This window comes from Embleya sp. NPDC059213 (assembly GCF_042754445.1).
Taxonomy (GTDB): Bacteria; Actinomycetota; Actinomycetes; order Streptomycetales; family Streptomycetaceae; genus Embleya.
Window position 1 is genome coordinate 36251 of record NZ_JBHZAV010000033.1, and the last position, 24441, is coordinate 60691.

Consider the following 24441-nt stretch of genomic DNA (forward strand, 5'->3'; position numbering starts at 1 on the left):
GGCAGGGGGAGCTGGGGCATGGCGAATCCGGCGCGGCGCGCGCTGGTGGTCGGGGTGGCGGGCAGCCCCCGCGACGACCCGGGCGTGGAGGCGCCGGACGCGCTGCCACACCTGGCCTACGCGCCCGAATACGCCCGCCGGATCCGCGAATTGCTGCACACCGCCTATCGATACGACCCGGCCCGGCCCGCGCGCGACCCCGCCGACAGCGCCGGCGCACTGGACGAGGCGGTGCGCGCGGTGCTGGGCGGCGGCCCGGGACTCGCGGTGGTGCACCTGCTCGCACACGGGCAACGGGGCCGCAGCAGCGGCGGTCTGTACGTGGTCGGCGGCGACGGCGACCGGGTCGACACGGCCGTGGACCAGTGGCTGGCCCGCCTGGAGGACGACGAGGGCGACACGGCACCGACCGTGCTGTTCCTCCTCGACCTGTGCTACGCCGGGGACGCGGCCAGGCTGCACTGGCAGCAACTCCTGCGCACGCCCCGACGACGGGCCTGGGTGGTGGCCGCGTGCCAACCCGGAGAGCCGTCCTACGACGGCCGATTGAGCCATGCCGTGATCGAGGTACTGACCGGGTTCCGCGACGGCACGCTCGCCCTGGACGCCTCGTTCGAGTTCATCCCGTTCGAGCGGTTCTGTCAGGAGGTGGCCGCGGCCGTGGCACGCCGCGCCGAGGGCACGTACTACCGCCAGGAGGTCGCCACTCCGCTCGTGCCGATCGGCGAGAACCTCGCGCACCTGGCGTTCTTCCGCAACCCGCGCTTCGACGTGCGTCGGCACGCGCTGCGCACCGGCATCGACCCGACGCTGATTCCGCTGCTCGACGAAGCGCCCCAGACCCGGTTCGTGCTGGACGAGGCGGTGGACGAGCCGCACTTCGTGGGCCGGGCCGGCGGCCGCGACTCGTCCGGCGATACGGACGAGCCCGGCGCGCCCGGGCATTTCCAAGGACGCAGCGCGGAGGCGGCCCGACTCGCCTGGTGGCTCGCGGGCGCGGACTCGGCCCTCCAGGTGGTCACCGGCAAACCGGGCGTGGGCAAGTCGGCGCTCCTGGGCGTCCTGGTCTGCGCGGCCCATCCCGAACTGCGGCTGCGCACCCGGTCGGTATGGACCACCCTCGGCGGCGCCGTGCCGCCGCTGATCGACGACCTCGCCGTGGTGCACGCGCGCCGCCGGACGCTCTCGGAGATCACCGCCGCGCTCGCCCGGCAGTGGGAGCTGACGGATCGATCGGGCGCCCGACCGGGCCGGCTCCTGGCCGCCGAACTCGCCGAGCGGGCCGAGCCACCGGTGCTGATTCTCGACGCGCTCGACGAGGCGGAGGGGGCGGAGGAGGTGATCCTGTCCCTCCTGCGGCCCCTGCTCACCACGCGCCGCGCGGACGGTCGGTCGAGCTGTCGGATCATGATCGGCTGTCGGCGCGAGGCGCGCCTGGCCGAACTGTTCGCCCTGGCCGAGCGGCACGGCGACGTGGTCGACCTGGACACGGTGCCGCGGGTCGCCTTGCGCACCGATCTCGTGGACTACATCAACAGTCTGCTCTTCACCGATGCGAACCGCGCGACCGCGCACAACTGGGCCAACTCCCATGCCCTGGCCGCGTCGATGGCGTCGGCTCTGACCGAGGGCGCCGGGGCGGACCACGAGCCGCCGGAGTGGGGCGAGTTCCTGGTCGCCCGGCTGTATACCCGGCACCTGTTGGGCATTCGGTCGATACCGGCGACGCAGGCCGCGGCCCGGGAGTTGGGCGCCCGGATTCCGCGGACCCTGAGCGGAGTGCTGGACCTGGAGCCGGCCCAACAGCACAATCCGTGGATCCGGGCCACGTTGACCGCGCTCGCCTACGCCGGAGGCGAGGGCATGCCGATCGACATCCTGCGCGTGGCGGCACCCGCCTTCCTGGCGTCGACGCGGGACGCCGTGGGTCATCCGGCCGCCGCCGTCGAACTCGCCCTGCGCCGGGCCCGGTTCTACCTGCGCTGCAACGCCGACCCGCTGGGCAGGCCGCTGTACCGCCTGTTCCACCAGGGCCTGGCCGACGCGCTGCGGGCCGACTCCGAGGCAGCCGACCCCGATGCTGTGCGCGCCTTGTGGGCCGGGCTGCTCGGCTCGGTCGCGGCCGGGGCCGACGGTCGGCGCGACTGGGCGGCAGCGGCGCCGTATCTGCGTCGGCACGCGGCTCGGCACGCACGCGAGGCGGGCGAACTCGACCCGTTGCTCGCCGACACCGATTTCCTCGTACATGCGGAACCGGCGGCGCTGGCCGAGGAATTGCGCTCCGCGGACCGGACCCCGGTGGGCGCGTGGGTGTACCGCACCAGTTACGGCGCGCATCACCGGGCCGGCCCCGAGGAGCGGCGGCAACTGCTGGCCGTCGACGCGGCGCGGCACGACGCGCCGGAGTTGTCGGAGGGCTTCTCGCGGGACCTGCCCTGGACGGTGGCCTGGGCGGCGGGTCGGCCGCTCGGCGGCGCCCTGCGCTCCACCCTGACCGGACTGGGCGGAGCGGTGATCGGCCTGGCGATCGTCGAGGTGCGGGGCAGGGCGTGTGTGCTGAGCGGATCGACCGACGGGATCGTCCTGCTCTCGGATCTCGCCACAAGCACCGTCCTGTTCGATCTGCGCGGCCATGGCAACCACCCCGTCCGGGTGGCCGCATGCCGCATCGACGGGCGGCCACACGCGGTCACCGGCACGGCGGACGGTCTACAGGTGTGGGACCTGTCCACCGGTGCCCTGGTCCGGGAATGGCGGGGGCACGCCACGGGTGTGGAGAGCCTGACGGTCGCCCCCGATGCATCGGTGTTGGTCACCGCCCACGGCAAACGGCTGACCTGGTGGGACCCGGTCGGCGGGGAGCGGATCGCGGATACGACCCTGGCGCGCTCGGTGGGGCGGTTGGGGTTGTGGGACCTGGACGGGCGAACCCACGTGGTGGGGTGTGTGCGGGGCGAGGTGTGGCTGTGGCGACTGGAGGCGCGGAGGATCGTCTTCGTCCGCGTGTTGACCCGCTTTTCCGGTGATTCGGACGACCGCGATTTCGTCACCGCCCTGTCACCGGTGCGTGGTGCCCGCCGGCCGACGTTGCTGATCGGGCGGGCCGACGGGAGCGTGGCCATGGTCGACCCGTCGGACGGTGATCGGGTTCGCGGCCTTGGTGAAGGGCACATCGACGGGGTGACCGCCGTGGCGATGCCCGATGCGGACGGTGGGTGGGTGGTGAGTGCCGGCAGTGACGGAACGGTTCGGGTGTGGGATTCCGCCAGTGGACGGTGCGCCTCGGTGCTCGCGGGTCATACGACGGCGGTGCCGTCACTGGCCGGATACGCCGACTCGGCGGGGTTGACGGTGGTCAGCGGCGGGCAGTTGGGTACCGCCCGGGTATGGCGGCTTGCCCCGGAAGTCGCCGACGAGGGTGCCGCTCTCGGCGTCCATCGCGGTCATGCCCAATCGGGACATCCGCTGCGCGCGCGGAGTTTGGCCGTAACCGATGCCGAGTCGGGTGGATTCGGCATCTCGGAGAGTGCGGACGGCACGGTCTGCGTCTGGGATCCCGGGACAGGGCTGATCCGCCACACCGTCGACACCGGCGAACTCCACGACATCGCCTGTTTCGGGATGGCCGGCCGGCCGGTCGTCGCGGGTGTGCGACCCGAGGGTGGAGTGGCCGTGTGGGATGCCCGAACCGGGGCCCTGTGCAGCGACTCGGACGAGTCGGTGGCCGGAATGGCGGCGGTGGCGGGAATCGTGCTGGAGGGCAAGGCCCACGTGTTGACCGGCGGTTGGGGCGGCCGGGTGGATCTGTGGGACGCCGGGTCGGGTATTCGGCGGCGCACGTTGATACCGGAGACCGTCGACGGTGCGACGACGCAGTGCCTCGCGGTCCTGGCGGACCCCCGCACGCCCTTGGTCGCGATCGGCGATGCCGAGGGCGGGGTTCGGCTGTTCGCGCCGACGCCGGACGGGCCGGTGCGACCACGACTGCTCATCACCCATCCCGCCCACATCAACACACTGGTGTTCATCGACCTTCCGCAGGGTCGAGCCCTGGTCGGTGCGGGCGGCGACGGCGTCGTCCGGATCACCACACTCGACGGTGCCCTCGTTCGCGAACTCGTCGGCCACGCACGGCCCGTGCTCGCCCTGGTCGGGATACTGCTCGAAGGCCGTCCGCATCTGCTCACCGGCGGCGCCGACCGCACCATGCGCCTGTGGGAGCCGAGTTCCGGCCGGGAGTTGTACCGCTACACGTTTCCGGACGGCGTGCGATCCCTCGAAGTGACGCACAGCGGCGATGTGTTGGTCGCCACCGGCAACGAATTGTTGCTCCTGCGCCCCGATCGGGCCGTGTTCGACCTCGCCCGTGTACCGGCCCCGGAGACTCCGGGTCCGTTCCGCAACAACCCCCTGGAGTCCCGATGAGTGCGATCGTCGCCGTGCACGGCGTGGGCAACCACGAGGCGGGCGCGGCCCCCGACGTGGTCGCCGCCGCGCGGGCACGGACCTGGGGCGCGGCCCTGGCGACGGGCCTCGGGCGACCGGCGGCCGAACTCGACGTCGCGTTCGCCTATTACGCCCACCACCTGTATCGCGGGCAACCGGTCGCCCAGGGCGGCCCGGACGAGGACGCCTTCGATCGGTTGGCGCCGGCCGATCCGGCGCTCGCGGTGTTCGCCGAGCAGTGGTTGGCGGCGCTCGACCTGCCCCCGGCGACGGTGCAGGGCCGACTGACCGTGCCGCTGCGGCAGATCGCCCAGGTCGTCGCCGAGCGATTCCGGCTCGACGGGCGGCTGACCCACCTGTTCATGTCCCTGTTCGTCCGCGAGGTGACCGCCTACCTGCGGGACGTGGACGCGCCGGCGCGGATCGCCGCGCGGGAGGAGGTGGCCGCGTGCATCGCCGCGCACCGGCCGCGCGTGGTGATCGCGCACTCGCTCGGCAGCGTCGTCACCTACGAGGCACTGCACGCCCACCCCGAGTCGGAGGTCGAACTCCTGGTCACCCTCGGCTCGCCGCTGGCCCTGCCGCACGCCGTGTTCCATCGGCTGCGGCCGACGCCCACCCCGACGGGTACCCGCCCGCCCGGCGTGCGGCGCTGGGTGAACGTGGCCGATCACGGCGATCCGGTCGCCATTCCCCGTCCGTTCAGCGCGCACTTCCCGGACGTCGACCTCGATCTGGCCGAGAGCATCGGCCTGTTCGCGTTCCACCCGGCGGTGAAGTACCTCGGCTCGGCGGCGGTGGCCGCGACCGTGGCGCCCTACCTCGCGGCGTCGTCTCAGGGCTGATCGCGGGCGGCGCGGGGCCCCTCGTCCCGGTCCGGGGCAGGGCGGCGGCGGCCCGGCCGGCGCCTCGTGAAGGAGCGCATCTGCTCGCGCGCCCGGTCCTCGACCAGCGCCGTGAGCCGATCCAGGCCCTCGTCGATGCCGGTCGGCCCCAGTGCGCCGGCGGCCAATCGCAGGCGATGCGCGGGCCCGACGCCCGGATCGTAGAAGTGCGCCATCGGCGTCCACAACACGCCGTACTCGCGAGCGGACAGCTCCAACAACGCGTCGTCGACCACGAACGGCACGGTCAGCACGACGAAGCCGCCCCCGTCCGAGCAGTGCCAGTGCACCCGGTCCGCCGTCGGACCACGCCCGAACCGGGCGGCGAGGCCGTTCGCCAGCCGCGTGGGATGGCGCCGATCCGCCCACCGGGACCGGGAGTCGGCGGCGCGCGGACGGCTCGTACCGGTGCCGGCCGGCCGAAGCATCGCGGACGAGAGCGCCGTCGACGCGCGCTCGGACCGGGTCGGCAGGTCGACGAACGGGCCCACCGGTCGGCCGGTATCGGTGTCCACGACGCGGGCGATGCGTGCGCCCAGCGGGCCGGTTCCGGCGAACCGCCCCGGATTCAACACCCGTTGCCGGGTGTCCAGGGCGGCCAGGGTCGGTGGCCGGTACCGTCCGGCGGCGTGCACCAGCCCGTACGGGTCGTCCTCCAGGACCAGCAGGTCCAACTCCTGGGCGGCGGACAACAGATCGCGCCGGGCCGGCTCGTCCAGGCTGACCCCGGAGGAGTTCGCGAAGTCCGGGACCAGGTACAGGGCGCGTGGACGCAGGCCGGCCGCACGGGCGCCGTGCACCTGCGCCGCGAGGTCGTCCAGGTCGACACCGCGCGGGCCGTCCGCGACCGGGAGCACGGGCAGGTCGGCTCGCCGGGCCGCGTCGGTGAGCCCGAGGTAGGTGGGGGTGAGTGCGAGCACCACGTCCCGATCCGAACCACGCAGCGCCCGCAGTGTCAGGAACAGCGCCTGTTGGCCGCCGCCGGCGAGCGAACCGCCTTCGTACGGGCGGCCGGTGGCGAAGGAGAGGGCCTCCGGGTGACGTTCGGCCACCTCGTTCAGCACCCTCGTCGAGCGCAGCACCGGGTCCGCGAGCGCGGGACGACGTGCGCCGCCGAAGTGTGTCATCGCGGTCCCCCCTCCGGTCGGTCGCCGCCGTGCCACGTTCCGGTACCGCCCGGCGCAGCACCGCGAAGGTCGCGGGCTGTAGCGCCCGTTGGGGCCGCCGTTGGCGACGAGGCTAGGAGGTGGTGGGGCGGGACGGGCGTCATCTGAGGAAAACGTGAGGTTCGCGGGGGCCGATCTCCCCCGGGGCCTTGCGTCTTCGGTCGCTCCGTCCTTGGGTGCTTGGTTGCGCGGCCGGTTCGGCGCTTGGCCGTTTCGACGTGCGGCCGTTTCGCTGCGTGGACGTTTCGACCCTCGGCCGCTTTGCTCCTCAGGCGCTTCGGCCGGGGCGCCACATCGTGGTCACCACGTGGCCGGTGTCGAGGGTGACGGTGCCGAGCGGGGCGAATCCGGCTCGTGCGTAGCGTGCGTGGTTGGCCGGGTTGCACGACTCCAGGTAGGCGGGCGCGCCCAAGGCGTCGATGCGCCTCAGGCTCTCGGCGAGCAGGCCCATGCCCAGCCCTCGGCCTCGGTGGTCGTCGTGGGTGGCGAGCAGGCTCAGGAAGAAGTGTGGCTCGGCCGGCTGCGCGGCGCCCAGCAGTTCCAACACCCGCAGCACCGCGTCCGCCGTGGCCCGGTCGCTGTTGGCGAGCAGGTACGTCTCCAGGCCGGCCGCCTCCTCGGCCGACAACTCCGAGCCGCCCGGCGGGATCCACAGCGCCGCCGCCTCGACGTGCTCGGTCACCAACGTCCACGGATAGCGCTGCGAGGAGGTCGCGAACAGCCGCCACATCGCCCCCGCCTGCTCGGCCCGCCGTTCGACGTTCGCGAACGCCGGTCCCCACATGGGGTCGTCGAAGAACGCGGTGGTCAGGGCGGCGACGATCGCGTCGATGTCGTCGACCGTCGCCACCCGAGCGGGTACGGGCGTGAATCCGGCGCTCACAGTGCTCACGCTGCCCAACCTACGCCCCGTCCTCCAGACCGGACCTACGCGGTCGCGGAGTGCAGGTCCGGACTGAGGAAGGCGAACACCGAGTGCGGGTGACAGCCGCTGAAGAGCAGCCGGATGACGATGATCGCCATGGCCTCCAGGTGGCGGGTCTGACCGAGGTCACCCACGTCCAGCGGCCGGCCGCCCACATCGGCGATGAGCAGGCGGGCCGCGTTCTCTTTTGTCGGGCGCCTTCGGCGCCGGCTCGCGGGGCACCACTTTTTGCTCCCCCGCTGATCCGATAGAGAGCGACTGGACGGACCACTCAGGGAGCTTCCCAGTGTCCGCAACCGCTCTGTCGACCGCCCCGAAGTCACACGTTGCTCGGGTGGAAGATGCACGAGGGTGCGCCCGTGCGCGATGCGGCCGGCGCTCCGGTCATGTTCACCACGGACCCGATCCTGACCCGCGAAGAGTTCGACCGGATCGGCGCGGCAGTGACGGAGCGCTGTCACAAGTGGAACGGCGCCATGCGCCGGGACAGCACCGAAGCGTGCGCTGCGGGTGATCCACTGCGAGGCGTGCGGCGGGCGCATGTACCGGCATCAGGGCGACGACGACCGCCCATATGCCATCTACTACTGCAACCCCCGCGCCCGGGGCGAGCGGTGCGGCCGACCGGCCATCGTTCGCGCCGAATGGGTCGAGCAGTACGTCAACGCCGAGTTCCTGCGCATCGTGGGACCGATCGACCGGCGCACGATCACCACACCCGGATACGACCCGCAGCCCGAGATAGACGCCACCCTCGCCGAGTACGCGGCACTGTCGACGCGCGAGGGACAGCAGAAGTCCAAGGCAGCGAAAGCCGAGTGGGAGCGGCAGATGACGGCGCTGGATAGTCGGCTCGCCGAGCTGGAAGCCACCCCCGCGCGCCCGGCACGGGTCGAGTCCGTACCGACCGGCCGCACCTACGCCGACGATTGGCAGGAGGCGGACACGGCGGGCAGGCGCGCCATGCTGCTGGAAGCCGGCGCCAAGCTGACCGTACGGAAGGGGCGACGCGGTCCGAAGGAACTGGACACGTCCCTACTCGGGTTCAGCCTGACCGGCGAACTCGGGCCCGTCGTTGAGGAGTCGGAAGCGCTCGCCGAAGCCGAAACCGAGCGGCCGACTGTGCCCGTTCGCTCCGGGTCCCGCATCCGCATCGATACGCCCGCCGCTGCCGCTGTCCCATCGGCGAGTGGACCCGTCAACCCTGTCGAGCGGGTACCCGTAGCCGCCTGGATGCCGCTGTAGAACCCCGGAAGCTCCCGGCGGGTCCACACGATCCCCGGGGCTTCGGCATGCCCGCACATCGGCGTACATGCCTTGCTCGGCGAGGGTGACGAGGTGACGTTCGAAACAACGCGCCGATACCCGCGCCGAACAGTCCCCCACCCATTCGGAGGCACCCCCATGCCGCGAAGACCCCGCCCCCCTTGCCCCGTCCCTGGTTGTCCCGAGCTGACATCGGGCGGGCGGTGCGCCAAGCACCAACGGGAGGCGAACAAGGCGCGTGTGAGCAACGGCAAGGCGTACGACGTCCGTTGGCAGCGGACCCGCCGCGCCTACCTGTACGCGAACCCGTGGTGCGTCCTGTGCGCCGCTCCGGCGGTCGTCGCCGACCATCACCCGATCGGCCGGCGGCAGCTCATCGACCAGGGCGTGACCGACCCGGACGCGTGGGCCCGTCTGCGTCCGCTGTGCGTGCGCTGCCACAACCGAGAGACCGCACGGCTTCAGCCCGGTGGTTGGGCTGCCGAGCGCCGATCCGAGCGCGAGTCCGGGCCGAGCTGAGCCCGCGCCGCCCCAGGCGGGGACCCCCTCCCCCCGGCCACACCGAGCGGCAGGGAGACGAATTTCCGGCACGGCTCATTGGGCTGTTTCGGTGGGCATCTGCAACTGTGGATGCTTACGGCAATGCCTCGACTCGTTGGCCACCTGCCGGCGGGTCGGGGCATTGCTGCGTTCTTGGGTGTCACTCCGGATGCCGGCAAAGGCCGAACCCATCGTTGCGTCGATGCACGGTGTTGCGCTTGTAATCGCGCTGTTTCATTCGGGGCGTCGGTTGTATCGCTCCAAGGCTGTCTTGGATGTGGACGCGTCCTTGAAGACCAGTTCCCACGGCCCCGTGTTGACGTCGAACTCCTTGCCGAACCCGACCCACTTCCCGGACATGCGGCGACTGGTCGGCTCCACCAGCAGTTGGATTGCCCCGTGGTAGCGCGCACCTTGGTAGTAGCCGTCGCTTGCGCTCTGCTCCGTCCATGTGCCCGTGACAACGTTCCGGTCGATGGCCAGATCGAGGGTCAGCGGGGAATCCGAGGAGCCGGGCAGGCTGCGTGCCGAAAGTCGGTTGCCGTGTTGCAGCAGGACGACGTAGTGCTGTCCCACGTAAGTACCGGACCGGCCGCTGGAGTAGTACTCGTAACGGCTGAGCCAGATCCCGCCGTAGCTGCCTTCGACAGCCCCTCGACCCTCGGGGAGGGGGGTGTTGCGTGCCGGCGCCACCCCGGCGGTGGAAGGTTTCAGATCATGCCCGCCGGCTCCGTCGTCGGAGACCCGTTCCGGGGGTACCGAGAGCGAGAAGCCGAGCGCACTGATCGGCAGGCCGGTGACCGACTCGAGCGCACGGGCGTAAATCGGCCGTGGCGCTGCCACTGCACCCGCTTCCCACCGTTGAACGTGTCGCTTGCTGCACCCGTTGGGTTCCCCCGATCGTTCCCCGGCGTTGCGAACGGCTCGGGCCATGTCGTCCTGACTCAGAAGCAGCCCCATGCGGACTGCGCGAAGTGTGCTGTTCGGCTCCGTCATGCAGATCACGGTAGACGTGCGCACACGCTTCCGACACCGATATGCCGCCCTGAATGACGCCGGAATGCCGTCTTGTGTGTCGCTGCGCAGATCTGGCACGCGCCGCGAACATCTGCGTATGAAGCTGAATCGGCGACGGAATCGCAACCAGGTGCGGTCGGGGGACGCAGTCATACCCCGCACGAAGGTTGTCCGAGCTGCGCAAGTTCAGCGCGTTGTTCCCGATTCAACGATGGCGCCGGACATGACTCGTCGTGTGCGTGCTCACCGAGCTGCCGCCACCCGGACCCCAACAAGCCGCCGCGAGCGGTTCCTCAGCTGCTCTGACGTCTGGGCCCGCACCTGGTCATCAGGGCGCCCGATCCCGCCGCACCGAGCTGCTACGGCTCCCACAGTCCGGCGCGGCAGGCACCAACCCCGGGAAAGGAAGCGCAAGATGCCGGAACAACCACCCGCAGAGCGCGCGACCGACTACGCCGTGACCACGGATGGTGTGGTCATCCCCGTCATCGTGCCGCGCACCCCGCCGCCCCGCGAGGAACCCCGCCGCGTACGCGAGCCGATCAAGGTCGGCAATTGGGTGGCTTCATTGCCGGGCCGGAAGCACGACATCCGCGCTGCCCGCGTCGACCGGGTGGTGACGTGCGCCGGACTCGACAACGACCGCGTCTTGATGGTCTTCCCCGCCGGAAGCGGCATGCCGTGCACGGTCCGGGAGTCCGAGGTCTACCGGGTCGACCCGCCGGGCTGACCAACGGACGACGCCCCAGAGCGGCGGCTTCTGCCCCCACTCACCTACTCATGAAAGTGCGCCATGAGCGATAAATGTCCCGGTGCTGCGGACGGCGTTCACGACTTTCGGCCGCACGGCAAAACGCACTTGGGCGTCACGCCGATGAAGTGCAAGAACTGCACGGCCACTTACAACAGGGTCGACTGACCCCGGACCGGGCCCACCAGACGGGTGTCCGTCCGTGAGACGGCACCTGACCCGCGTACGGCCGATCCGTGCGCGGCAGGGGGCAGGGTGAACCGGCAACCTTCGTTCACAGTTGGTCGGGCCCCTGCCCCATCCCACCCGGAAAGGAGAGAGCGTGTCGGTGTGGCGAGAGTTCTCGCCGGCGGGGCGCCGGGCTCCGTCCGTCGGAAACAGCGCGCGGCATATGGACGTCGACGTTCGGCCCGATCAGGACCCGCCCTGCCCGCCCGGCGTGCTCCTGAAACTCGGCTGAACACACATACAGGACTGCCCTGGGGCATCGTGCGGCCCCACGTGCTGCACCGATCCAATTGGACGGCACCGATGTCCGGACTGACCGTGGACACGACCCGACCGGATCCCGGCGGATCGGTCCACGCTCAACCCCTCGTTCCCGCGAGCGTTCGGCGTGCCGATCATCGGCGGGACCACCCCACGGGGATCTAAGACCACCCGCCGGCGGAAACGGAACAGCTCTACCCCTTATGGGTATTCGGCGTCCCGCAACCGGCGGGCAGGCACAGCATGGATACCGACTCGACAACTCGGGAGGTACGGCAATGGGACAGCACAACAAGCCCGGAGACGACGGAGACAGCAAGACCCCCATCCGGGAGCAGGACGGACAGCGGCCCCAGCCCAAGCCCGCGCCGGACAAGGACTAGGACAAGTGACCGAAGTCGATTGGGATCGGGTGTTCACAGCGGTCCCCCGGCGCCCGTACATCCCTGATGTGGTGTGGACGGACGCCGACGAACCGATCAACCGCGAGACGAACCCGGACGCGTGGGCGGAAGCCGTAGCGGCGGACATCCCTCTGGTCACCCAAATGGACGACGGAGCGGAAGGGGGTGGTCTGTTCCCGTCGTCGTCCGCGTCGATGCCGTCCCTTGTCCGGCTCATGCTCGAACAACTCGACATCCGCCCGGATCACCGCGTCCTCGAAATCGGGACCGGCACCGGATGGAACGCCGCGCTGTTGGCCACTGCACTGACGGACGGCGGGGTGATCTCGATCGAGGTGGACCCGGCTCTTGCGGTACAGGCGAAAGAGAACCTGTTTGCCTGCGACGCAGAGCCGTTCGTAATCGTGGGCGACGGATTTCGGGGGTACCCGGACGGCGCGCCCTACGACCGCCTCATCGCGACCATGGCGGTTCAGCACGTCCCGTACGAGTGGCCGGAGCAAGTGAAGCCCGGCGGTGTGATCCTCACGCCCTGGGGAACCGCGTTCCACAACAGCGGGCTTCTACGCCTTGTCGTCAACGGCGACGGCACGGCAAGCGGCCCGTTCGTGGGCAGCGTGAACTTCATGTGGGCACGGTCGCAACGACGCCGGTTCGACACCCGCGAGTTCGTCGGCGACGTCATCGCGGACCCGGACACCAAGAGGGTTCGACACACCACGACCGACCCGCGACCCATGCGGGAAGAACACGCCGAGTTCGCAATCGGGCTCTGCCTGCCCGAGGTTGAACAACGCGTGTACTTCGGGCACGGCGATACGGCAGGCGAGTACACGCAATGGCTCAGTGACGGACTGTCCTGGGCATCGGTGGACTACAAGCCCGGGGCCGACAAGTTCGAGGTGAACGCAAATGGTCCGCGCGACTTGTGGGCGGAAGCCGAGACAGCATTCGAGGATTGGCGCAGCCGGGGAGAACCGACCCGGGAACAGCACGGAGTGACCGTAACCCCGGACGGTCAGCGCACGTGGTGCGACGGACCGAACGGGCGGGTTGACGTCGGACCGGCGTCCGGCGCTAAGCACCGTGTCAGCCCCGGCCCGAAGCAACACGGGTCGGGGCTGATCGCTTCCTGGGCAGCACTCGCCCCGCCGATCACTCCGACGGGTCGACCTCGGCGCCCTGGTCGCGCTTGACGTACGTCCCCATTCCCTTGACGCGATACGCCCGGCCGCTCTCGATCAACGTCTCAACGGCCTTGTGTGCCGTCCGGCGGGCGGCACGCGCGGCGGGGGTGATGGCGTGATGCCCGCCCCGTTCTACCGCCACTGCTGCCGCTGTGAGGACTCGGCCGACCTCGTACCGGTGCAGGTGATCGAGTCCGGGCGTGGTGGGTCCGGGTTCACGCTGTGGGCCTGCACAGAGCACGCCCCGGCCTTCCCGCCGCTTCCGCAGCCGGACGCGCGCTTCCTGCCCGACCGTGACCCGCTGCCGCCCGTCACCCTCGCGTTCTGGCGCGGCCCTGCTCCGTCCGGCCACCCGATGCCGGGCGGGGCTCTTTCAGACCACTCCCGTTTAGTAGCTCTCGTTCGGCGACGCTCCTCCGCAAAAAGTGGCCCCTCGCTCGTGACTTCGTGTCCCTGCGCTTCGCTCCGGGCCACGAAGTCTTTGTTTTGCGGCTCCGCCGCTCTCCGCGCTGCGCGCGTCGATCACCGGGGGCGGGCTGGGTCGGGGGCGCTGACGCGCCGGGGGGGGGGCGCGGCGGGGGAGCGGTAGTTCGAAGAGAGTCCGACCGCAGGGCGGAACCGGGTCCACCTTGTCGAGGTGCGGGCTCGTCGAGGAAGCAATGGTGCGTTTGGCGGGGCTCCGTACGGGCGGGGCCTGGTGATGACGGTGAGGCCAAAGCCTGTTCCTGTCCGGCGGATCATGGACGGATGCCCGGGGCGATGTCGGTGGTGGGGCCTACGATCCGGGGATGCGAGCTTCAGGAACGTTCAAGGTTGCCGAGTTCACCCCGACTTCGTTGCCGAGTCCCGCGATCGAGACGGCGCTGCCCGTCGGTGTCGCCACCATGGAGAAGCAGTACGAAGGCGAGATCGCCGGCCGTTCTGCGACCCTGTTCACCGCCGCGTTCGACCAGTCCAGCGGGGCGGGGACGTATGTCGCCATGGAGTCCTTCGAGGGGACGCTCCACGGGCAGGCGGGCACCTTCAATTTCGCGCACTCCGCGACCACTGCGGGTGAAGGGAGATCGGACGAATTCTTCATTGTCGTCCCCGGCAGTGGAACGGCTGCGTTGGCTGGGATCACCGGGACCGGGGGCATCGGAGTCGACGCGGACGGCACCCACCGGATCTGGTTCGACTACGGCCTCGGGGAACGTCGGTAAAGCCATTGGCGCTGAGAACGATCATGGTCCGGTCGGCGTGAGCGTGCTGACACGGTTCTCGTACTCGCGGCGGGCCTTGCGCTGTGCCGGGACCGCGGGAACGCCGTGGCCGCCGTCGAGCGGCCGGCAGCGGGCGAGGAACCGGCGGTGCACGGCTGGGGCGGCGCCGACGCGCAGGGTGTAGCCCTGGCCACGCTTTACGGTCACCCCCTGATCGAGCGGATCCCGCTCGGCGGGCTCCGGATCGGCCGCACGGAGGAAGTCGGCGACGTTGCCCGGCATGTCGAGGGCGACCGGCAGTTCCGGCGCCGGGACGTCCTCCTCGACGGCGGCGTGGTCGGGCATGAGGTCGGCGACGGCCGTACGGATCGCGCCGCGGCTGACGCCGTGGTCGCGGGCGAGGGCGGCGATCGAGCGGCCCTCCGGGTAGGCGGTATGGACGCTCGCAGTCTTCGCGGCCGCCACGGCGGGCGCCCGCCCTTGTTGCCCTTGGCCGGCGGCGCGCAGGCCGTCGTAGGTCGGCTCCCGCTGGAGGTCGCGCCGGAGTTCGCCGGCGGCGGCGAGGGTCTGCACCATGAACTTCACCGTGGACAGGAGCTCGCCGGTGCGCGGGTGGCGGGCGGTGAGGTCCATCGCGGAGAACGCGCCGTCGTGGATGCGGAGCGCGAGGCGCTCGCGGTGGAGGACGTCGAGCACGTCGAGGATGTGCCCCGTGCCGCGAACGAGGCGGAACATCTCGGACTTCGGATCAGGCCGGTCGATCGGAGGTGTAGCGGGCGAGCATGGTCTCTACGGCCTGCTCGACGGCGTGGCGGGTGTCGGAGGCTGCGGGGTTCCAGTCGGTCAGCAGCATGCGGGGCCACAGGACGTAGTTGGCGATCATCCCGAGGAACTGGTTGGCGGCGCTCTCGGCGTCCGGGACGTCGGCGTTACCGGCCTCGTGCTCCGACTCCAGGTAGTGCTGGACCGAGGTGAAGTAGGGCAGCTTGCCGAGCTGGAACTGCATCCGTCCCAGTTCGGGGAAGCGGGGCAGCTCGGCGATGACGATGCGGAACAGGGCTGTCATGCCGGGCCGGCCGATCAGGTCGGCGTAGCGGTGGCCGATGGAGGTCAGGCCGGAACGCAGGTCTCCGGCCTGAGGCCGTGCGACGGTGCCTCCGGCGTCACGCTGCCAGGACTCGGTGACGATGGCCTCGAAGAGGGCTGCCTTGGTGGGGAACTGCTTGAACAGGGTGGACTTCGAGACTGCCGCCCCTTCGGCGATGCGGGCGAGGGAAGTGCCGTCGTAACCGCGGTTCAGGAAGAGGTCCGTGGCTGCGGAGATGATCGCCTCACGCTTTTGCTGGGCGAGGCGGCGGTGATGCGCGGAGAGCTCTGCTGCCATGCGTTCAGTATGCCCTAGCTCCGAGGCGAGTCACTTGACTCGCCTCTTTTCGCCTGACTACGGTGCGGTGGAAAGGCGAGTCAAGCGACTCGCATCTGATTGCGCGCCCGCCGTCTCTCGGGTGCCGTGCGATGAGGGAGCAGCTGTGCTGACAGTCGACAGGATCGCTTTGGTGACCGGTGCGAACCGTGGCCTGGGTCGGAGTACGGCTCTTGCCCTGGCGGCGCGCGGGGTGCGGGTCGTGGTCACCCATCGCGGTGACGCGGCCGGGGCCGAGGAGACGGCGCAGCAAGTGCAAGCTGCGGGCGGGACTGCCGCAGTCGTGCGTCTCGACATCAGCGACGTCCCCTCCTTCGGAGCCTTCGCTTCCGAGCTGAGCGGACTGCTTGAGCGCTGGGGGGCTTCGCGGCTCGATATCGTGGTCAACAACGCGGGGGTGGGTGTCTTCGGCCCGCTGGAAGCTGTCACGGCCGACGACTTCGACACGGTGTTCGGCACGAACGTGCGGGGCACGTTCTTCCTCATCCAGTCGCTTGTGCCGCTGCTGGCGCAGGACGCCCACGTCATCAACGTCTCGTCGTCGTTGACTCGCCACACCAGTCCCGCGACCTCGGTCTACTCCGCCTCGAAGGCCGCCGTCGAGGCCCTGAGCCGCACTCTGGCGGCAGAACTCGGCCCCCGCGGCATCCGGGTCAACTCCATTGCCCCGGGGCCGACCGCCACCGACTTCAACGGCGGTGCCATGCGGGATGACGCCGAGATGCGCCGGGGTCTCGCCGGGCAGACCGCGCTCGGCCGCGTCGGCGAACCCGAGGAGATCGGCGACGCCATCGCCACGCTGGCGTCCGAGGGCCTGCGCTGGATGACCGCCCAGCGCATCGAGGTCTCCGGCGGTGCCCTCCTTTGACCACCCGGGCGAGCCTGTGCCGGGCCGCAGGCAACGACGGGCCGGATTCATTCCGCGCCGGTCTCGTCTTCATCCGGTTCCGACCGCGTCCGGGTCGCGGAGCGGGTGCGGGGCGCTGGCGGATGGGACGCTCGGGGTGAGGCTGTAGCGGCGAGCAGGTTCAGGTCGCGGTGCTTGAGCGGGAGAGCCTGGCGACGTCCTCCTCCCGGAGCTCGTGGCCCTCGGCCTGGAGCTGGACGACAGCACGGGGTCACCGTGACCCGTGACGGCCAATGGGTGTGGCTCGACGGGCCGAACGGGCGGGAATCGTGCATGCCCTCATACGACGACACGCCCGACGAGTAACGGAGCGACCATGGATGGGCGGCGTCCGGCACGGAGAATCGCCGACACCGCGACCCGTCCGGTATCCGGATGGCGCAGCGCGGTTGCCCATACACCCCGCCACACCTTCGTGCCGGGGTGGAGGGAACCGACCGATGGGGACGGGTGGGCGGTACAGCGGGGGTACGACGACCCCGAAGCATGGGCGCGGACGCGGTGTAATCGGATCGCACGCTGGTGACTCGAATCGGTCCGCATCACGCCGATGACGCGAGCAAGGGCGCCGAGGTGACCGAGCGGTTCGCGACGTTGTCGTCAACGCTGCCGACTCCGGCCGTCAACATGTACCGGCACGCTCGCCTGTGTGAAGGTGCCGATCTGTTGCACGTCGGCGCCGGATCGGGGTACGGCACGGCGCTTGCCGCTTGCCGACTCGGCCCCCGGGCCCGGCTTGCGACTCGGGTCGGCTGGTGCGCCGCGCTCGCGACCTGGCCCGGCCCACGAGCCCCGCCCACCGCCTCGCCGCGCCGTGCCGCGCCCTCCGAGTCGGATCACCGCGACCGCCCGCCGTCATTCCCGCGTTCGTGGCAAGGATCCCGAACGGCCCACGTCTGCGAGCCACTTGGCCGAGGGCTTCGGCGTTCGGGTGAATGTCCGTCGGTCCACCGCGATCAGGCCGAAGGTGGGTCGATAGGAGCCCCATTCGTAGTTGTCCAGCAGGGTCCAGTGCAGGTAGCCGCGTACGTCGATGCCGTCGGCCAAGGCTGCGGCAAGGCCGGCCAGGGCGCCGGTGGTGTAGGCGATGCGGCGGGTGTCGTCGTCGGTGGCGATGCCGCTTTCGGTGACGATCAGCGGGACCGGGCCGACCACCGCTGCCGTGTGGCGTAGTGCCTCGCCCAGTGCTCGGGGGTAGAACTCCCAGCCGGTGAGCGTGCGTTCGGCGTCCTCGGCGGTGGGAATCGGGCCGTCCGGGCCGATTCGGGTGCGGGTGTACGACTGCACGCCGACCCAGTCGTCGTCGCGCGCCGCTTCCAGGAAGACGTCCTCGCGGGATCGACGGTACGCGGCGGCCACCGCCTCCGCGCCCGGGAGCGGCTGGTAGACCTGGTTGGCGACGGACCAACCGACCCGGATATCGGGCGAGATGGCTTTGATCGCGGCGCGGGCCCGATGGTGGGCCGAGATCAGGGCGTCGGTGGTGTCCGCGTCCGGTTCCGGGAGGCCGACGCTCGGCATCGCGTCCATCCCGAGTTGCCGGATCGCGCCGAAGATCGCCACCATGTTGGGCTCGTTGATGGTGCACACATGCCGGACGTCGGTTGCGATGATTGGCGCGATCGCCTCGACATAGCGGACGAACAGGTCCACCGCGCCGGCCGCGGTCCACCCGCCGCGCTCGGCGAACCAGCGCGGCACGGTGAAGTGGTTCAGCGTGATCAACGGGCGCAGGCCGCGTTCGATCGCACCGTCGACCATCCGGCGGTAGTGCGCGATCTCGGCCCGGGAGAACTCGCCCGGCGCGGGTTCGATCCGAGCCCATTCGATGCCGAAGCGGTAGTCGGTGAAGCCGAGTTCGGCCAGCAGATCGAGGTCTTCGGGCCAGCGGTGATAGCTGTCGGCGGCGTCGCCGCTGGGCTCCCCGATGTGGCCGTGGCCGCCGTGTTCCAGGGCCCACCAGTCACTGTTGACGTTGTTGCCCTCGATCTGGTGGGCGGCGGTCGAGGCGCCCCACAGGAAGCCGTCGGGCAGGGGTACGGGGGTGGCGGCGTCGTCGGCGTCGGTGCTCATCCTGGCGGGGCCTCTCTCGGCTCTGGAGGGGGTGAGCGCCACGATAATCCTTAAAACCTTGAGTGTCGAGGTTTTAAGGAAAGCCGCAGGTCCGGCATAGAGTGGTCGCCGTGAGTACCCGAGGCCCGCGGGGTCCCTACCGGAAGAGCGCGGACAAGCGGCAGCAGATCCTGGACGCCGCGCTCACCGCCTACGCCGAGGCCGGCAGCCGCAAGGTCACCGTCCGCGACATCGCCGAGCGGGTAGGCATGACCGACGCCGGTGTCGTACACCACTTCGGCGGCCGGGAAGCGCTGCTCACCGCGGTGCTGGCCGCGCGCGACGCGGCCGATGCGGCGACCTACGGCGATCTGGGCACGGCCTCGCCCGCAGACCTGCTGACCAACAACGCCCGAACCCCCGGCCTGGTCAAACTCTTCGTCGACCTGGCCGCGGCCGCCGCCGAACCCGAGCACCCGGCCCACGACTTCTTCACCGAGCGCTACACCCACCTGCGCACCCGCATCGCCGATTCCCTGGAGTCCTACACCCCCACCAGCCCGGGCCCGGCCGCCGACACCGACCCCGCCTGGACCGCCCGCATCCTCCTCGCCGCCGTCGACGGCCTCCAACTCCAATGGCTCCTCAATCCCGAAATCGACATGGCCGGCGACATCGAAACCCTCTGCGAGGTCCTCCTGGCCGCCCTCCCCGACCGGCAACCGGCCCCGGAGCGCTGACAACAGAGCCACTGGCACGGCGCCACCGACACAGCGCCACCGACGCGGCCGCACCACCCCGACGCCGGCATCCGTCCAGCAGCAGGCGGGCGGCCACGTGCGGCGATCGTGCCGACCAGGACCCGCCGTCGAAGCCACCGGCCCCGGATGCCGATCGTCATCATTTCGACCACCGAACCCACCCACACACCCAACCCACCTGCCACCCCCGCCCGTTCGACCGGAAGCACTACCACCGGCCGGACCGGCGACCCGTCCGGCGGCCCAACCGGAGGCGCCGAGGCCGCACTTCGACCGACGGCCTACCGAACGCGCCGAAGCCGCATCACGCGACGGCCGTCCCCTCCAACTCGACCATCAGCGTCGGGATCGCCAACCGTGTCACCTCAAGCATCGTGCTCGTCGGCGCCACCGCGGCGGCGCCCAACCGCGACGCCAGCACGCCGTAGTGCCGGAAGAGCAGATCGACGTCCGTGGTGTAGACGTTGAGCCGGACGAGGTTCGCCAGCGACATGCCGGCCTCGCCGAGAACGGCCTCCAGATTGTCCAGACTCAGCGCCAACTGCGCTGCCATGTCACCGTCATGTTGCGGCTTTCCGTCACCGCTCATCGCGGTCTGGCCGGAGCAGTACAGGGTCCGGCTCTCCCCGGAGACGATCTCACCTTGGTTGAAGCCCAGTTCCACCGACCACGTCACCGGGTTGACTGCCGTTCGCTCCATTGCCCCATCAGCTCCATCGATTCGTCGGAAGTACGCACGTCCGTCGGTTCGGAAACCACCGCCGTCGACGTCTTGTGGACGAGCCTGCCAACAAATCACGACACCTCCTGTCGTGTATTCCGATAAATTTCTTGCCATGCGCGCCGATCGTCTGGTCTCGCTGGTGTTGCTGCTGCGCCGGCACGGTCGCCTGACCGCCGCCGCGCTGGCCGATGAGTTGGAGGTGTCCACGCGCACCGTGCTGCGCGACATCGAGGCACTGTCCGCCGCCGGCGTTCCGGTCTACGCCGAACGCGGTCGGCACGGCGGGTTCGCCTTGTCGCCCGGCTTCCGGACCGAGCTGACCGGCCTGAATCACGACGAGGCCCTCGCCCTGCTGACCGCCGGATCGGCGCGCGGCGAGCAGGTGTTCGGCCTCGGCTCGGCACTCGCCTCGGCCATGCGCAAGGTGGTCGACGCGCTGCCCGAGGGGCATCGGGCCACCGCGAGCGACGCGGCCCAGCGATTTCTCGTCGACCCGGAGACCGACCTGCTCTCCCGCCGGCTGGTCACCGAGGAGGTGCCCGACACGACCATGATCGAGGTCCGGCGCGCGGTGCTCGCCGGACACCGGCTCCGCATCCACTACGCGGCCGCGAACCAGCCGCCCCAATGGCGCACGGTGGACCCGATCGGCCTGGTCACCGTACGCGACCGGGCCTACCTGCTGGCCACGAGATCCGGCGCGGACCGCACCTACCGGCTGTCCCGGATGTCGGCCGCCGAGGAACTCCCCGAACCGGCGCAGCGACCGAACCGGGTCGATCTGGACCGGGTCTGGCGCGAACGCTGCGCGCAGTTTCTGTCCGGCGACGACCAGGTCACCGCACTGGTACGGGTGAACCCGGAGCGACGGGAGGACCTGCTGAACACCGCGCTGGCCGTCCGCGCCGAGGAACCCGACGCGGACGGTTGGCTGCGGCTGGAGGTGACCTATCAGGATTCACGACACGCCGAATGGGCGCTGTGGCAACTCGCCACGGACGCGGAAGCCCTGACCCCGCAGTCGTTGCGCACCTCCCTGCGCGACCGGGCCGCCGCGATCGCCACCCGCTACGAGGTCTCGCCCTGAGCCACCAAGCACCAAGCACCAAGCACCGGAGCACCGAAGCCCAAGCGCCCAAGGCGCGCCAGGCGTTGGTACGGCGCAGCCCGGAGCACAACAGCAGCCGAACCCCGACGACGCCATCGAGGCGCGGGTGCCGTGCGGGTCAGCGGTAATAGCCCGCGACGACCTCCCGCACCTCTTCGAGCAGCGCCGGCCCGATTTCGGGCACGGCGGGCTGGTCGGGGGCCGGCCTGATGTCCAGGAGCTGCTCGGCGGACAGGGCGAACACCACACGGCGCAGTCCGGCCCGCCGGATGACCGCCGCGCACATCTCGCAGGGCCGGCAACTCGTGTACATCGTGGTCTCCGCCGCCGTGGCCGCGTCCAACTCTCGTGCGGCCCATCTGGCGAGCTTCAATTCCGGGTGTGCGGTCACGTCCCGGTCGGTGAGTGTCGTGTTGTGCGCCTCCGCCAAAATCGTTCCGTCCGGCGCCGCCAGCAGCGAACCGAAGGGCGGGTTTCCGCCCGCGCGGGCCTCGGCCGCGAGTTCGATGGCCTGCCGGAGGAGGGCGTGGTCGTCGGGCGTGGTCATGATTGCTCCGTTCACGTGCGGGGGGTCTGGAACCGGGCGGCCACCTCGGCGAGTGCCTGCCAGGCCGCCTGTGGGTGGCGGGTCTCCCGGGGATCGCCGCCGTACGGGTCGAGGACGACGGTTTCGGCGCCCAGCAGCCGCAGTTGTTCGAGGTCGTCGACGATCTGGTCGATCGTGCCCTCTCCGGCGAGTCGTTGCGATCCCTCGACCGGCGCCGTGGTGGTTCGGAGCACGATCCGCGGGGCGAATCCGGGCACCGGGAGTGCTTCCTCGTCCGCGAGGGCCGCCAGCCTGCCCACGGCTTCGCGCAGCCAGGGCATGGTGCAGCGCAGCGGATGCCACGCGTCCCCGAGCCGTACGGCCCGACGCAGCCCCGCGTCGCTGTGCCCACCGACCCAGATCGGGATCGACCGGTTTCCGTAGTCGGCCGTGTCCGCCCAGGCCGCCCGAACGGCCTGCAAATGCTCGTCGGTCAGTCGGCCGCGTCGTTCGAACGGGACCCCGAGCGCGGCGAACTCCTGGCGCGCCCAGCCCACCCCGACGCCCAGGACGAACCGGCCGTCGCTGAGCTCGTTCAGGTTGGCCGCCATTCGGGCGGTGAGCAGCGGATGCCGGTAGGGCGCGATGAGGACCGTGGTGCCGAGCCGGATCCGGGTGGTGATGCCGGCCAGCCAGGACAGGGTGGTGAACGGCTCGTAGAAGGGGGCCGGATATTGCCGGGCGACGTCGGGCGTGACGGCGATGTGGTCCGAGACCATCAGTAGGTCGAAACCCAGGTCTTCCACGGTCCGGGCCCAGTTGCGCAGGACTCCCGGATCGGTGCCGGGGCCGAAATTGAGGACGTTGACTCCGATCTTCACGACATCGAGCCTAGCCGGCCGGGACGGGTGGCCAGAAGGGAATCCGGCCTGTTCAGACGCGGTTCGGCCGTGGATCCACCGGTAATCTCGGCGAATGACCGAGAATCTTGACGCGACCGACTGGGCGATCCTGGACGAGGTTCAGCGGGACGGCCGGATCGCCTATACGGAGCTGGCCCGGCGGGTGAATCTGAGCGCGTCGGCGACGACCGAGCGGGTGCGGCGGCTGGAGGCGGCCGGCGTGATCACCGGCTTTCGGGCGGAGGTGGATCTGGAGCGGACCGGCTACGCGGTGCTGGCCGTGGTCCGACTGAAGTATCCGGGCACCCGGCACGAGCCGCTGCGCCGACTGCTCGCGGAGCGCTCGGAGATTCTGGAGTGCCTGCGCACCACCGGGGACGACTGCTACGTACTGAAGGTGGCGGCCACGTCGATGTCCCACCTGGAGGAACTCGTCGACGCGTTGGCCCGGTTCGGGAGCACGACCACCAACCTCGTGCTCAGCCGGACACAGCCCTTCCGCGGCCCACGCGAGCCTCGCCCGCACCCGGTGGGATAACCGTCGCCACGACGCGGGCCCTGACCCACGACGCAAGCCCTGACCCACGACCCGGGCGCCACGCGCGTGGCCCGAGCGTCGGCCGGGTCGCCTGTGCGGTGTGGCCGGACGGGTTCCGGATAGGTTTCGGCCATGACTGCCTCAGCCCCCCGTCCGACGCCGAATCGGGGCTCCGGCGGCCGACCGCCCGCGGCGGGCGGCCCGCTCGCCCGGCGGCTGGCCCCCGCGGGGATCGCGCTGCCCATCCTGATCCTGGCTGGCACGTTGTGTGCCGTGGCCGCGGACATCGACCTGGGCGGCGCCCGCGCGCTCTGGATCCCGGCCGCGGCCGTCTGCGCGGCGATGGCCGCCGTCGCGTGGGCCGACATCCTGCGGGTCGTCCACCGCCGCCGCCCGACACCACGACCCACCCCGACCGTGACCGCACCGCAGGACACGCCCTGACCGCCCGGGCGAACGGGGCCCGGCGCCTCCGCCGTATCGATCGGCCGAGGCGCCTCCGCGGTATCGATCGGCCGGTTCCGGGTGGCCCGTACCCGATGCGCCGGAAGGGCTCTATTCGGCCCGGTTCGTCGTCGATTTGTGGGCGCGGTGGGTGGCCACGCGTACTCGGGTCGCGCAGCGGGTGGTGCAGTAGCGCTGGGGCGCGCGGCGGCCGGTGTCGATGAAGTAGTCGGCGCAGTCGGGAGCGGCGCATTGGCCCCAGGCGCAGCCGCCCCGTTCGCTGAGCCACAGGCCGAGTGCCAGGGCGGCGGTGGAGAGCAGCCAGTGCGCCGGATCGGCGGTCCGGGGCGCGCGGGCGTGCAGGGACCAGGGGCGGCCGGGCAGGCGGACCAGGTGGGGCTGTGCCGGGTAGCGGTCCAGGAGGTCGTTGATCGCCTCGGCGGCCCGGTCCTCGTCCCGGGTGGCCAGGATGCGGATCAGGTGGGCGGTGGCCTCGCACAGTTGCCGGGCGTCCGCTGCGGAGAGGGTGAAGGCCGGGCCGCCGTGGCGCGTCAGCAGGGCCTGGAGGTCGGCCGGCCCGGTGTGCGTGTCGGCTTGCACGGTGTTGGCCAACTCGGCGATGAAGTGCAGCCCTCGGGGGTTGGCCTTGGCCAGGTTCTCGGTCATGGTCACGTCTTCGACTCTCGGGGCGGCCGGGGTGTCGGCTCGGGATCCGCGGCTCGGGTCCGTGGGTTGGGATTGTGGGTTGGGATTGTGGAGAGTACGCCCCCTCCCTCGTC

General features: G+C 70.8%; 23 protein-coding genes. 12 read left to right on the forward strand and 11 right to left on the reverse strand.

Features of this window, described 5'->3' with window-relative positions; translation table 11 throughout:
- The first annotated feature begins 18 nt into the window (after positions 1–18).
- A complete protein-coding gene (locus ACFXMF_RS15255) occupies positions 19–4425 on the forward strand; it encodes a hypothetical protein (RefSeq protein WP_379989783.1) in 4407 nt (1468 codons plus the stop codon).
- On the forward strand, positions 4422–5291 hold the full coding sequence (locus ACFXMF_RS15260; protein WP_379989782.1) for a hypothetical protein: 870 nt from the start codon (positions 4422–4424) through the stop codon (positions 5289–5291). The genes ACFXMF_RS15255 and ACFXMF_RS15260 overlap by 4 nt, the downstream gene beginning before the upstream one ends.
- On the opposite strand, the gene ACFXMF_RS15265 is transcribed toward ACFXMF_RS15260, so the two are convergent.
- The 3 genes from ACFXMF_RS15265 to ACFXMF_RS15275 all read right to left on the reverse strand — a co-directional run bounded on the left by ACFXMF_RS15265 (position 5282) and on the right by ACFXMF_RS15275 (position 7576).
- The gene (locus tag ACFXMF_RS15265) at positions 5282–6457 is read right to left on the reverse strand and encodes an aminotransferase class I/II-fold pyridoxal phosphate-dependent enzyme (protein WP_379989781.1); all 1176 of its coding nucleotides are present in this window, start codon (positions 6455–6457) and stop codon (positions 5282–5284) included. The genes ACFXMF_RS15260 and ACFXMF_RS15265 overlap by 10 nt on opposite strands.
- A gap of 307 nt (positions 6458–6764) precedes the next feature.
- Complete coding sequence (locus ACFXMF_RS15270) at positions 6765–7388, reverse strand: GNAT family N-acetyltransferase (RefSeq protein WP_360321279.1); 624 nt, start codon at positions 7386–7388, stop codon at positions 6765–6767.
- A gap of 35 nt (positions 7389–7423) precedes the next feature.
- Positions 7424–7576 (reverse strand): hypothetical protein, encoded by a 153-nt coding sequence (locus ACFXMF_RS15275; RefSeq protein ID WP_379989780.1) that lies wholly within the window; start codon positions 7574–7576, stop codon positions 7424–7426.
- A gap of 355 nt (positions 7577–7931) precedes the next feature.
- Here ACFXMF_RS15275 and ACFXMF_RS15280 point away from each other — a divergent pair, with 355 nt between their 5' ends.
- Positions 7932–8666 carry a zinc ribbon domain-containing protein gene (locus ACFXMF_RS15280; RefSeq protein WP_379989779.1) on the forward strand — a complete coding sequence of 245 codons (735 nt, stop codon included), beginning with the start codon at positions 7932–7934 and terminating at the stop codon, positions 8664–8666.
- A 261-nt stretch (positions 8667–8927) separates the two neighbouring features.
- The gene (locus tag ACFXMF_RS15285; RefSeq protein WP_379989778.1) at positions 8928–9206 is read left to right on the forward strand and encodes a hypothetical protein; all 279 of its coding nucleotides are present in this window, start codon (positions 8928–8930) and stop codon (positions 9204–9206) included.
- A gap of 255 nt (positions 9207–9461) precedes the next feature.
- Here the strand turns inward: ACFXMF_RS15285 and ACFXMF_RS15290 are convergent, their stop codons facing one another.
- The gene (locus ACFXMF_RS15290) at positions 9462–10223 is read right to left on the reverse strand and encodes an XRE family transcriptional regulator (protein WP_379989777.1); all 762 of its coding nucleotides are present in this window, start codon (positions 10221–10223) and stop codon (positions 9462–9464) included.
- Positions 10224–10659: 436 nt separating this feature from the next.
- On the opposite strand from ACFXMF_RS15290, the gene ACFXMF_RS15295 reads away from it, so the two are divergent.
- The 3 genes from ACFXMF_RS15295 (at position 10660) to ACFXMF_RS15305 (ending at position 14277) form a co-directional block, all read left to right on the forward strand.
- On the forward strand, positions 10660–10974 hold the full coding sequence (locus ACFXMF_RS15295; protein WP_360321294.1) for a hypothetical protein: 315 nt from the start codon (positions 10660–10662) through the stop codon (positions 10972–10974).
- A gap of 898 nt (positions 10975–11872) precedes the next feature.
- On the forward strand, positions 11873–13084 hold the full coding sequence (locus ACFXMF_RS15300; protein WP_379989776.1) for a hypothetical protein: 1212 nt from the start codon (positions 11873–11875) through the stop codon (positions 13082–13084).
- A 779-nt stretch (positions 13085–13863) separates the two neighbouring features.
- Positions 13864–14277, forward strand: coding sequence for a DUF3224 domain-containing protein (locus tag ACFXMF_RS15305; RefSeq protein ID WP_360309246.1), 414 nt, complete (start codon positions 13864–13866; stop codon positions 14275–14277).
- A 21-nt stretch (positions 14278–14298) separates the two neighbouring features.
- Here ACFXMF_RS15305 and ACFXMF_RS15310 read toward each other — a convergent pair whose 3' ends face one another.
- Both ACFXMF_RS15310 and ACFXMF_RS15315 read right to left on the reverse strand, forming a co-directional pair.
- The gene (locus ACFXMF_RS15310) at positions 14299–15012 is read right to left on the reverse strand and encodes a hypothetical protein (RefSeq protein ID WP_379990617.1); all 714 of its coding nucleotides are present in this window, start codon (positions 15010–15012) and stop codon (positions 14299–14301) included.
- Positions 15013–15025: 13 nt separating this feature from the next.
- Positions 15026–15661 carry a TetR/AcrR family transcriptional regulator gene (locus ACFXMF_RS15315; protein WP_379990616.1) on the reverse strand — a complete coding sequence of 212 codons (636 nt, stop codon included), beginning with the start codon at positions 15659–15661 and terminating at the stop codon, positions 15026–15028.
- 148 nt (positions 15662–15809) lie between these two features.
- Here ACFXMF_RS15315 and ACFXMF_RS15320 point away from each other — a divergent pair, with 148 nt between their 5' ends.
- Positions 15810–16568, forward strand: coding sequence for an SDR family NAD(P)-dependent oxidoreductase (locus tag ACFXMF_RS15320; RefSeq protein WP_379990619.1), 759 nt, complete (start codon positions 15810–15812; stop codon positions 16566–16568).
- 894 nt (positions 16569–17462) lie between these two features.
- On the opposite strand, the gene ACFXMF_RS15325 is transcribed toward ACFXMF_RS15320, so the two are convergent.
- Positions 17463–18680 (reverse strand): glycoside hydrolase family 1 protein, encoded by a 1218-nt coding sequence (locus ACFXMF_RS15325; RefSeq protein WP_379990615.1) that lies wholly within the window; start codon positions 18678–18680, stop codon positions 17463–17465.
- 110 nt (positions 18681–18790) lie between these two features.
- Between ACFXMF_RS15325 and ACFXMF_RS15330 the strand changes: the two genes are divergently transcribed.
- Positions 18791–19399 carry a TetR/AcrR family transcriptional regulator gene (locus ACFXMF_RS15330; RefSeq protein ID WP_360309238.1) on the forward strand — a complete coding sequence of 203 codons (609 nt, stop codon included), beginning with the start codon at positions 18791–18793 and terminating at the stop codon, positions 19397–19399.
- 325 nt (positions 19400–19724) lie between these two features.
- Here the strand turns inward: ACFXMF_RS15330 and ACFXMF_RS15335 are convergent, their stop codons facing one another.
- The gene (locus ACFXMF_RS15335; RefSeq protein WP_360309236.1) at positions 19725–20120 is read right to left on the reverse strand and encodes a RidA family protein; all 396 of its coding nucleotides are present in this window, start codon (positions 20118–20120) and stop codon (positions 19725–19727) included.
- 136 nt (positions 20121–20256) lie between these two features.
- On the opposite strand from ACFXMF_RS15335, the gene ACFXMF_RS15340 reads away from it, so the two are divergent.
- Complete coding sequence (locus ACFXMF_RS15340) at positions 20257–21231, forward strand: WYL domain-containing protein (RefSeq protein ID WP_360309234.1); 975 nt, start codon at positions 20257–20259, stop codon at positions 21229–21231.
- Between the two features lie 139 nt (positions 21232–21370).
- On the opposite strand, the gene ACFXMF_RS15345 is transcribed toward ACFXMF_RS15340, so the two are convergent.
- Positions 21371–21799 carry a nucleoside deaminase gene (locus ACFXMF_RS15345; RefSeq protein WP_379990614.1) on the reverse strand — a complete coding sequence of 143 codons (429 nt, stop codon included), beginning with the start codon at positions 21797–21799 and terminating at the stop codon, positions 21371–21373.
- 11 nt (positions 21800–21810) lie between these two features.
- Entirely contained in the window at positions 21811–22659 is an 849-nt protein-coding gene (locus tag ACFXMF_RS15350; RefSeq protein ID WP_360309230.1) for an LLM class flavin-dependent oxidoreductase, read from the reverse strand.
- Between the two features lie 94 nt (positions 22660–22753).
- On the opposite strand from ACFXMF_RS15350, the gene ACFXMF_RS15355 reads away from it, so the two are divergent.
- Positions 22754–23218: an Lrp/AsnC family transcriptional regulator gene (locus tag ACFXMF_RS15355; protein WP_360309228.1), complete on the forward strand. Its 465-nt coding sequence runs from the start codon at positions 22754–22756 to the stop codon at positions 23216–23218.
- A gap of 132 nt (positions 23219–23350) precedes the next feature.
- Positions 23351–23662: a hypothetical protein gene (locus ACFXMF_RS15360; protein ID WP_379990613.1), complete on the forward strand. Its 312-nt coding sequence runs from the start codon at positions 23351–23353 to the stop codon at positions 23660–23662.
- Positions 23663–23773: 111 nt separating this feature from the next.
- On the opposite strand, the gene ACFXMF_RS15365 is transcribed toward ACFXMF_RS15360, so the two are convergent.
- Positions 23774–24328 carry a CGNR zinc finger domain-containing protein gene (locus tag ACFXMF_RS15365; RefSeq protein ID WP_379990618.1) on the reverse strand — a complete coding sequence of 185 codons (555 nt, stop codon included), beginning with the start codon at positions 24326–24328 and terminating at the stop codon, positions 23774–23776.
- Positions 24329–24441: the final 113 nt, after the last annotated feature.

Coding starts and splice junctions, on each gene's coding strand:
- ACFXMF_RS15255 (WP_379989783.1), top strand. CDS start 19: ATGGCGAATCCGGCGCGGCGCGCGCTGGTGGTCGGGGTGGCGGGCAGC.
- ACFXMF_RS15260 (WP_379989782.1), top strand. CDS start 4,422: ATGAGTGCGATCGTCGCCGTGCACGGCGTGGGCAACCACGAGGCGGGC.
- ACFXMF_RS15265 (WP_379989781.1), bottom strand. CDS start 6,457: ATGACACACTTCGGCGGCGCACGTCGTCCCGCGCTCGCGGACCCGGTG.
- ACFXMF_RS15290 (WP_379989777.1), bottom strand. CDS start 10,223: ATGACGGAGCCGAACAGCACACTTCGCGCAGTCCGCATGGGGCTGCTT.
- ACFXMF_RS15295 (WP_360321294.1), top strand. CDS start 10,660: ATGCCGGAACAACCACCCGCAGAGCGCGCGACCGACTACGCCGTGACC.
- ACFXMF_RS15305 (WP_360309246.1), top strand. CDS start 13,864: ATGCGAGCTTCAGGAACGTTCAAGGTTGCCGAGTTCACCCCGACTTCG.
- ACFXMF_RS15310 (WP_379990617.1), bottom strand. CDS start 15,012: ATGTTCCGCCTCGTTCGCGGCACGGGGCACATCCTCGACGTGCTCGAC.
- ACFXMF_RS15315 (WP_379990616.1), bottom strand. CDS start 15,661: ATGGCAGCAGAGCTCTCCGCGCATCACCGCCGCCTCGCCCAGCAAAAG.
- ACFXMF_RS15325 (WP_379990615.1), bottom strand. CDS start 18,680: ATGAGCACCGACGCCGACGACGCCGCCACCCCCGTACCCCTGCCCGAC.
- ACFXMF_RS15335 (WP_360309236.1), bottom strand. CDS start 20,120: ATGGAGCGAACGGCAGTCAACCCGGTGACGTGGTCGGTGGAACTGGGC.
- ACFXMF_RS15340 (WP_360309234.1), top strand. CDS start 20,257: ATGCGCGCCGATCGTCTGGTCTCGCTGGTGTTGCTGCTGCGCCGGCAC.
- ACFXMF_RS15345 (WP_379990614.1), bottom strand. CDS start 21,799: ATGACCACGCCCGACGACCACGCCCTCCTCCGGCAGGCCATCGAACTC.
- ACFXMF_RS15355 (WP_360309228.1), top strand. CDS start 22,754: ATGACCGAGAATCTTGACGCGACCGACTGGGCGATCCTGGACGAGGTT.
- ACFXMF_RS15360 (WP_379990613.1), top strand. CDS start 23,351: ATGACTGCCTCAGCCCCCCGTCCGACGCCGAATCGGGGCTCCGGCGGC.
- ACFXMF_RS15365 (WP_379990618.1), bottom strand. CDS start 24,328: ATGACCGAGAACCTGGCCAAGGCCAACCCCCGAGGGCTGCACTTCATC.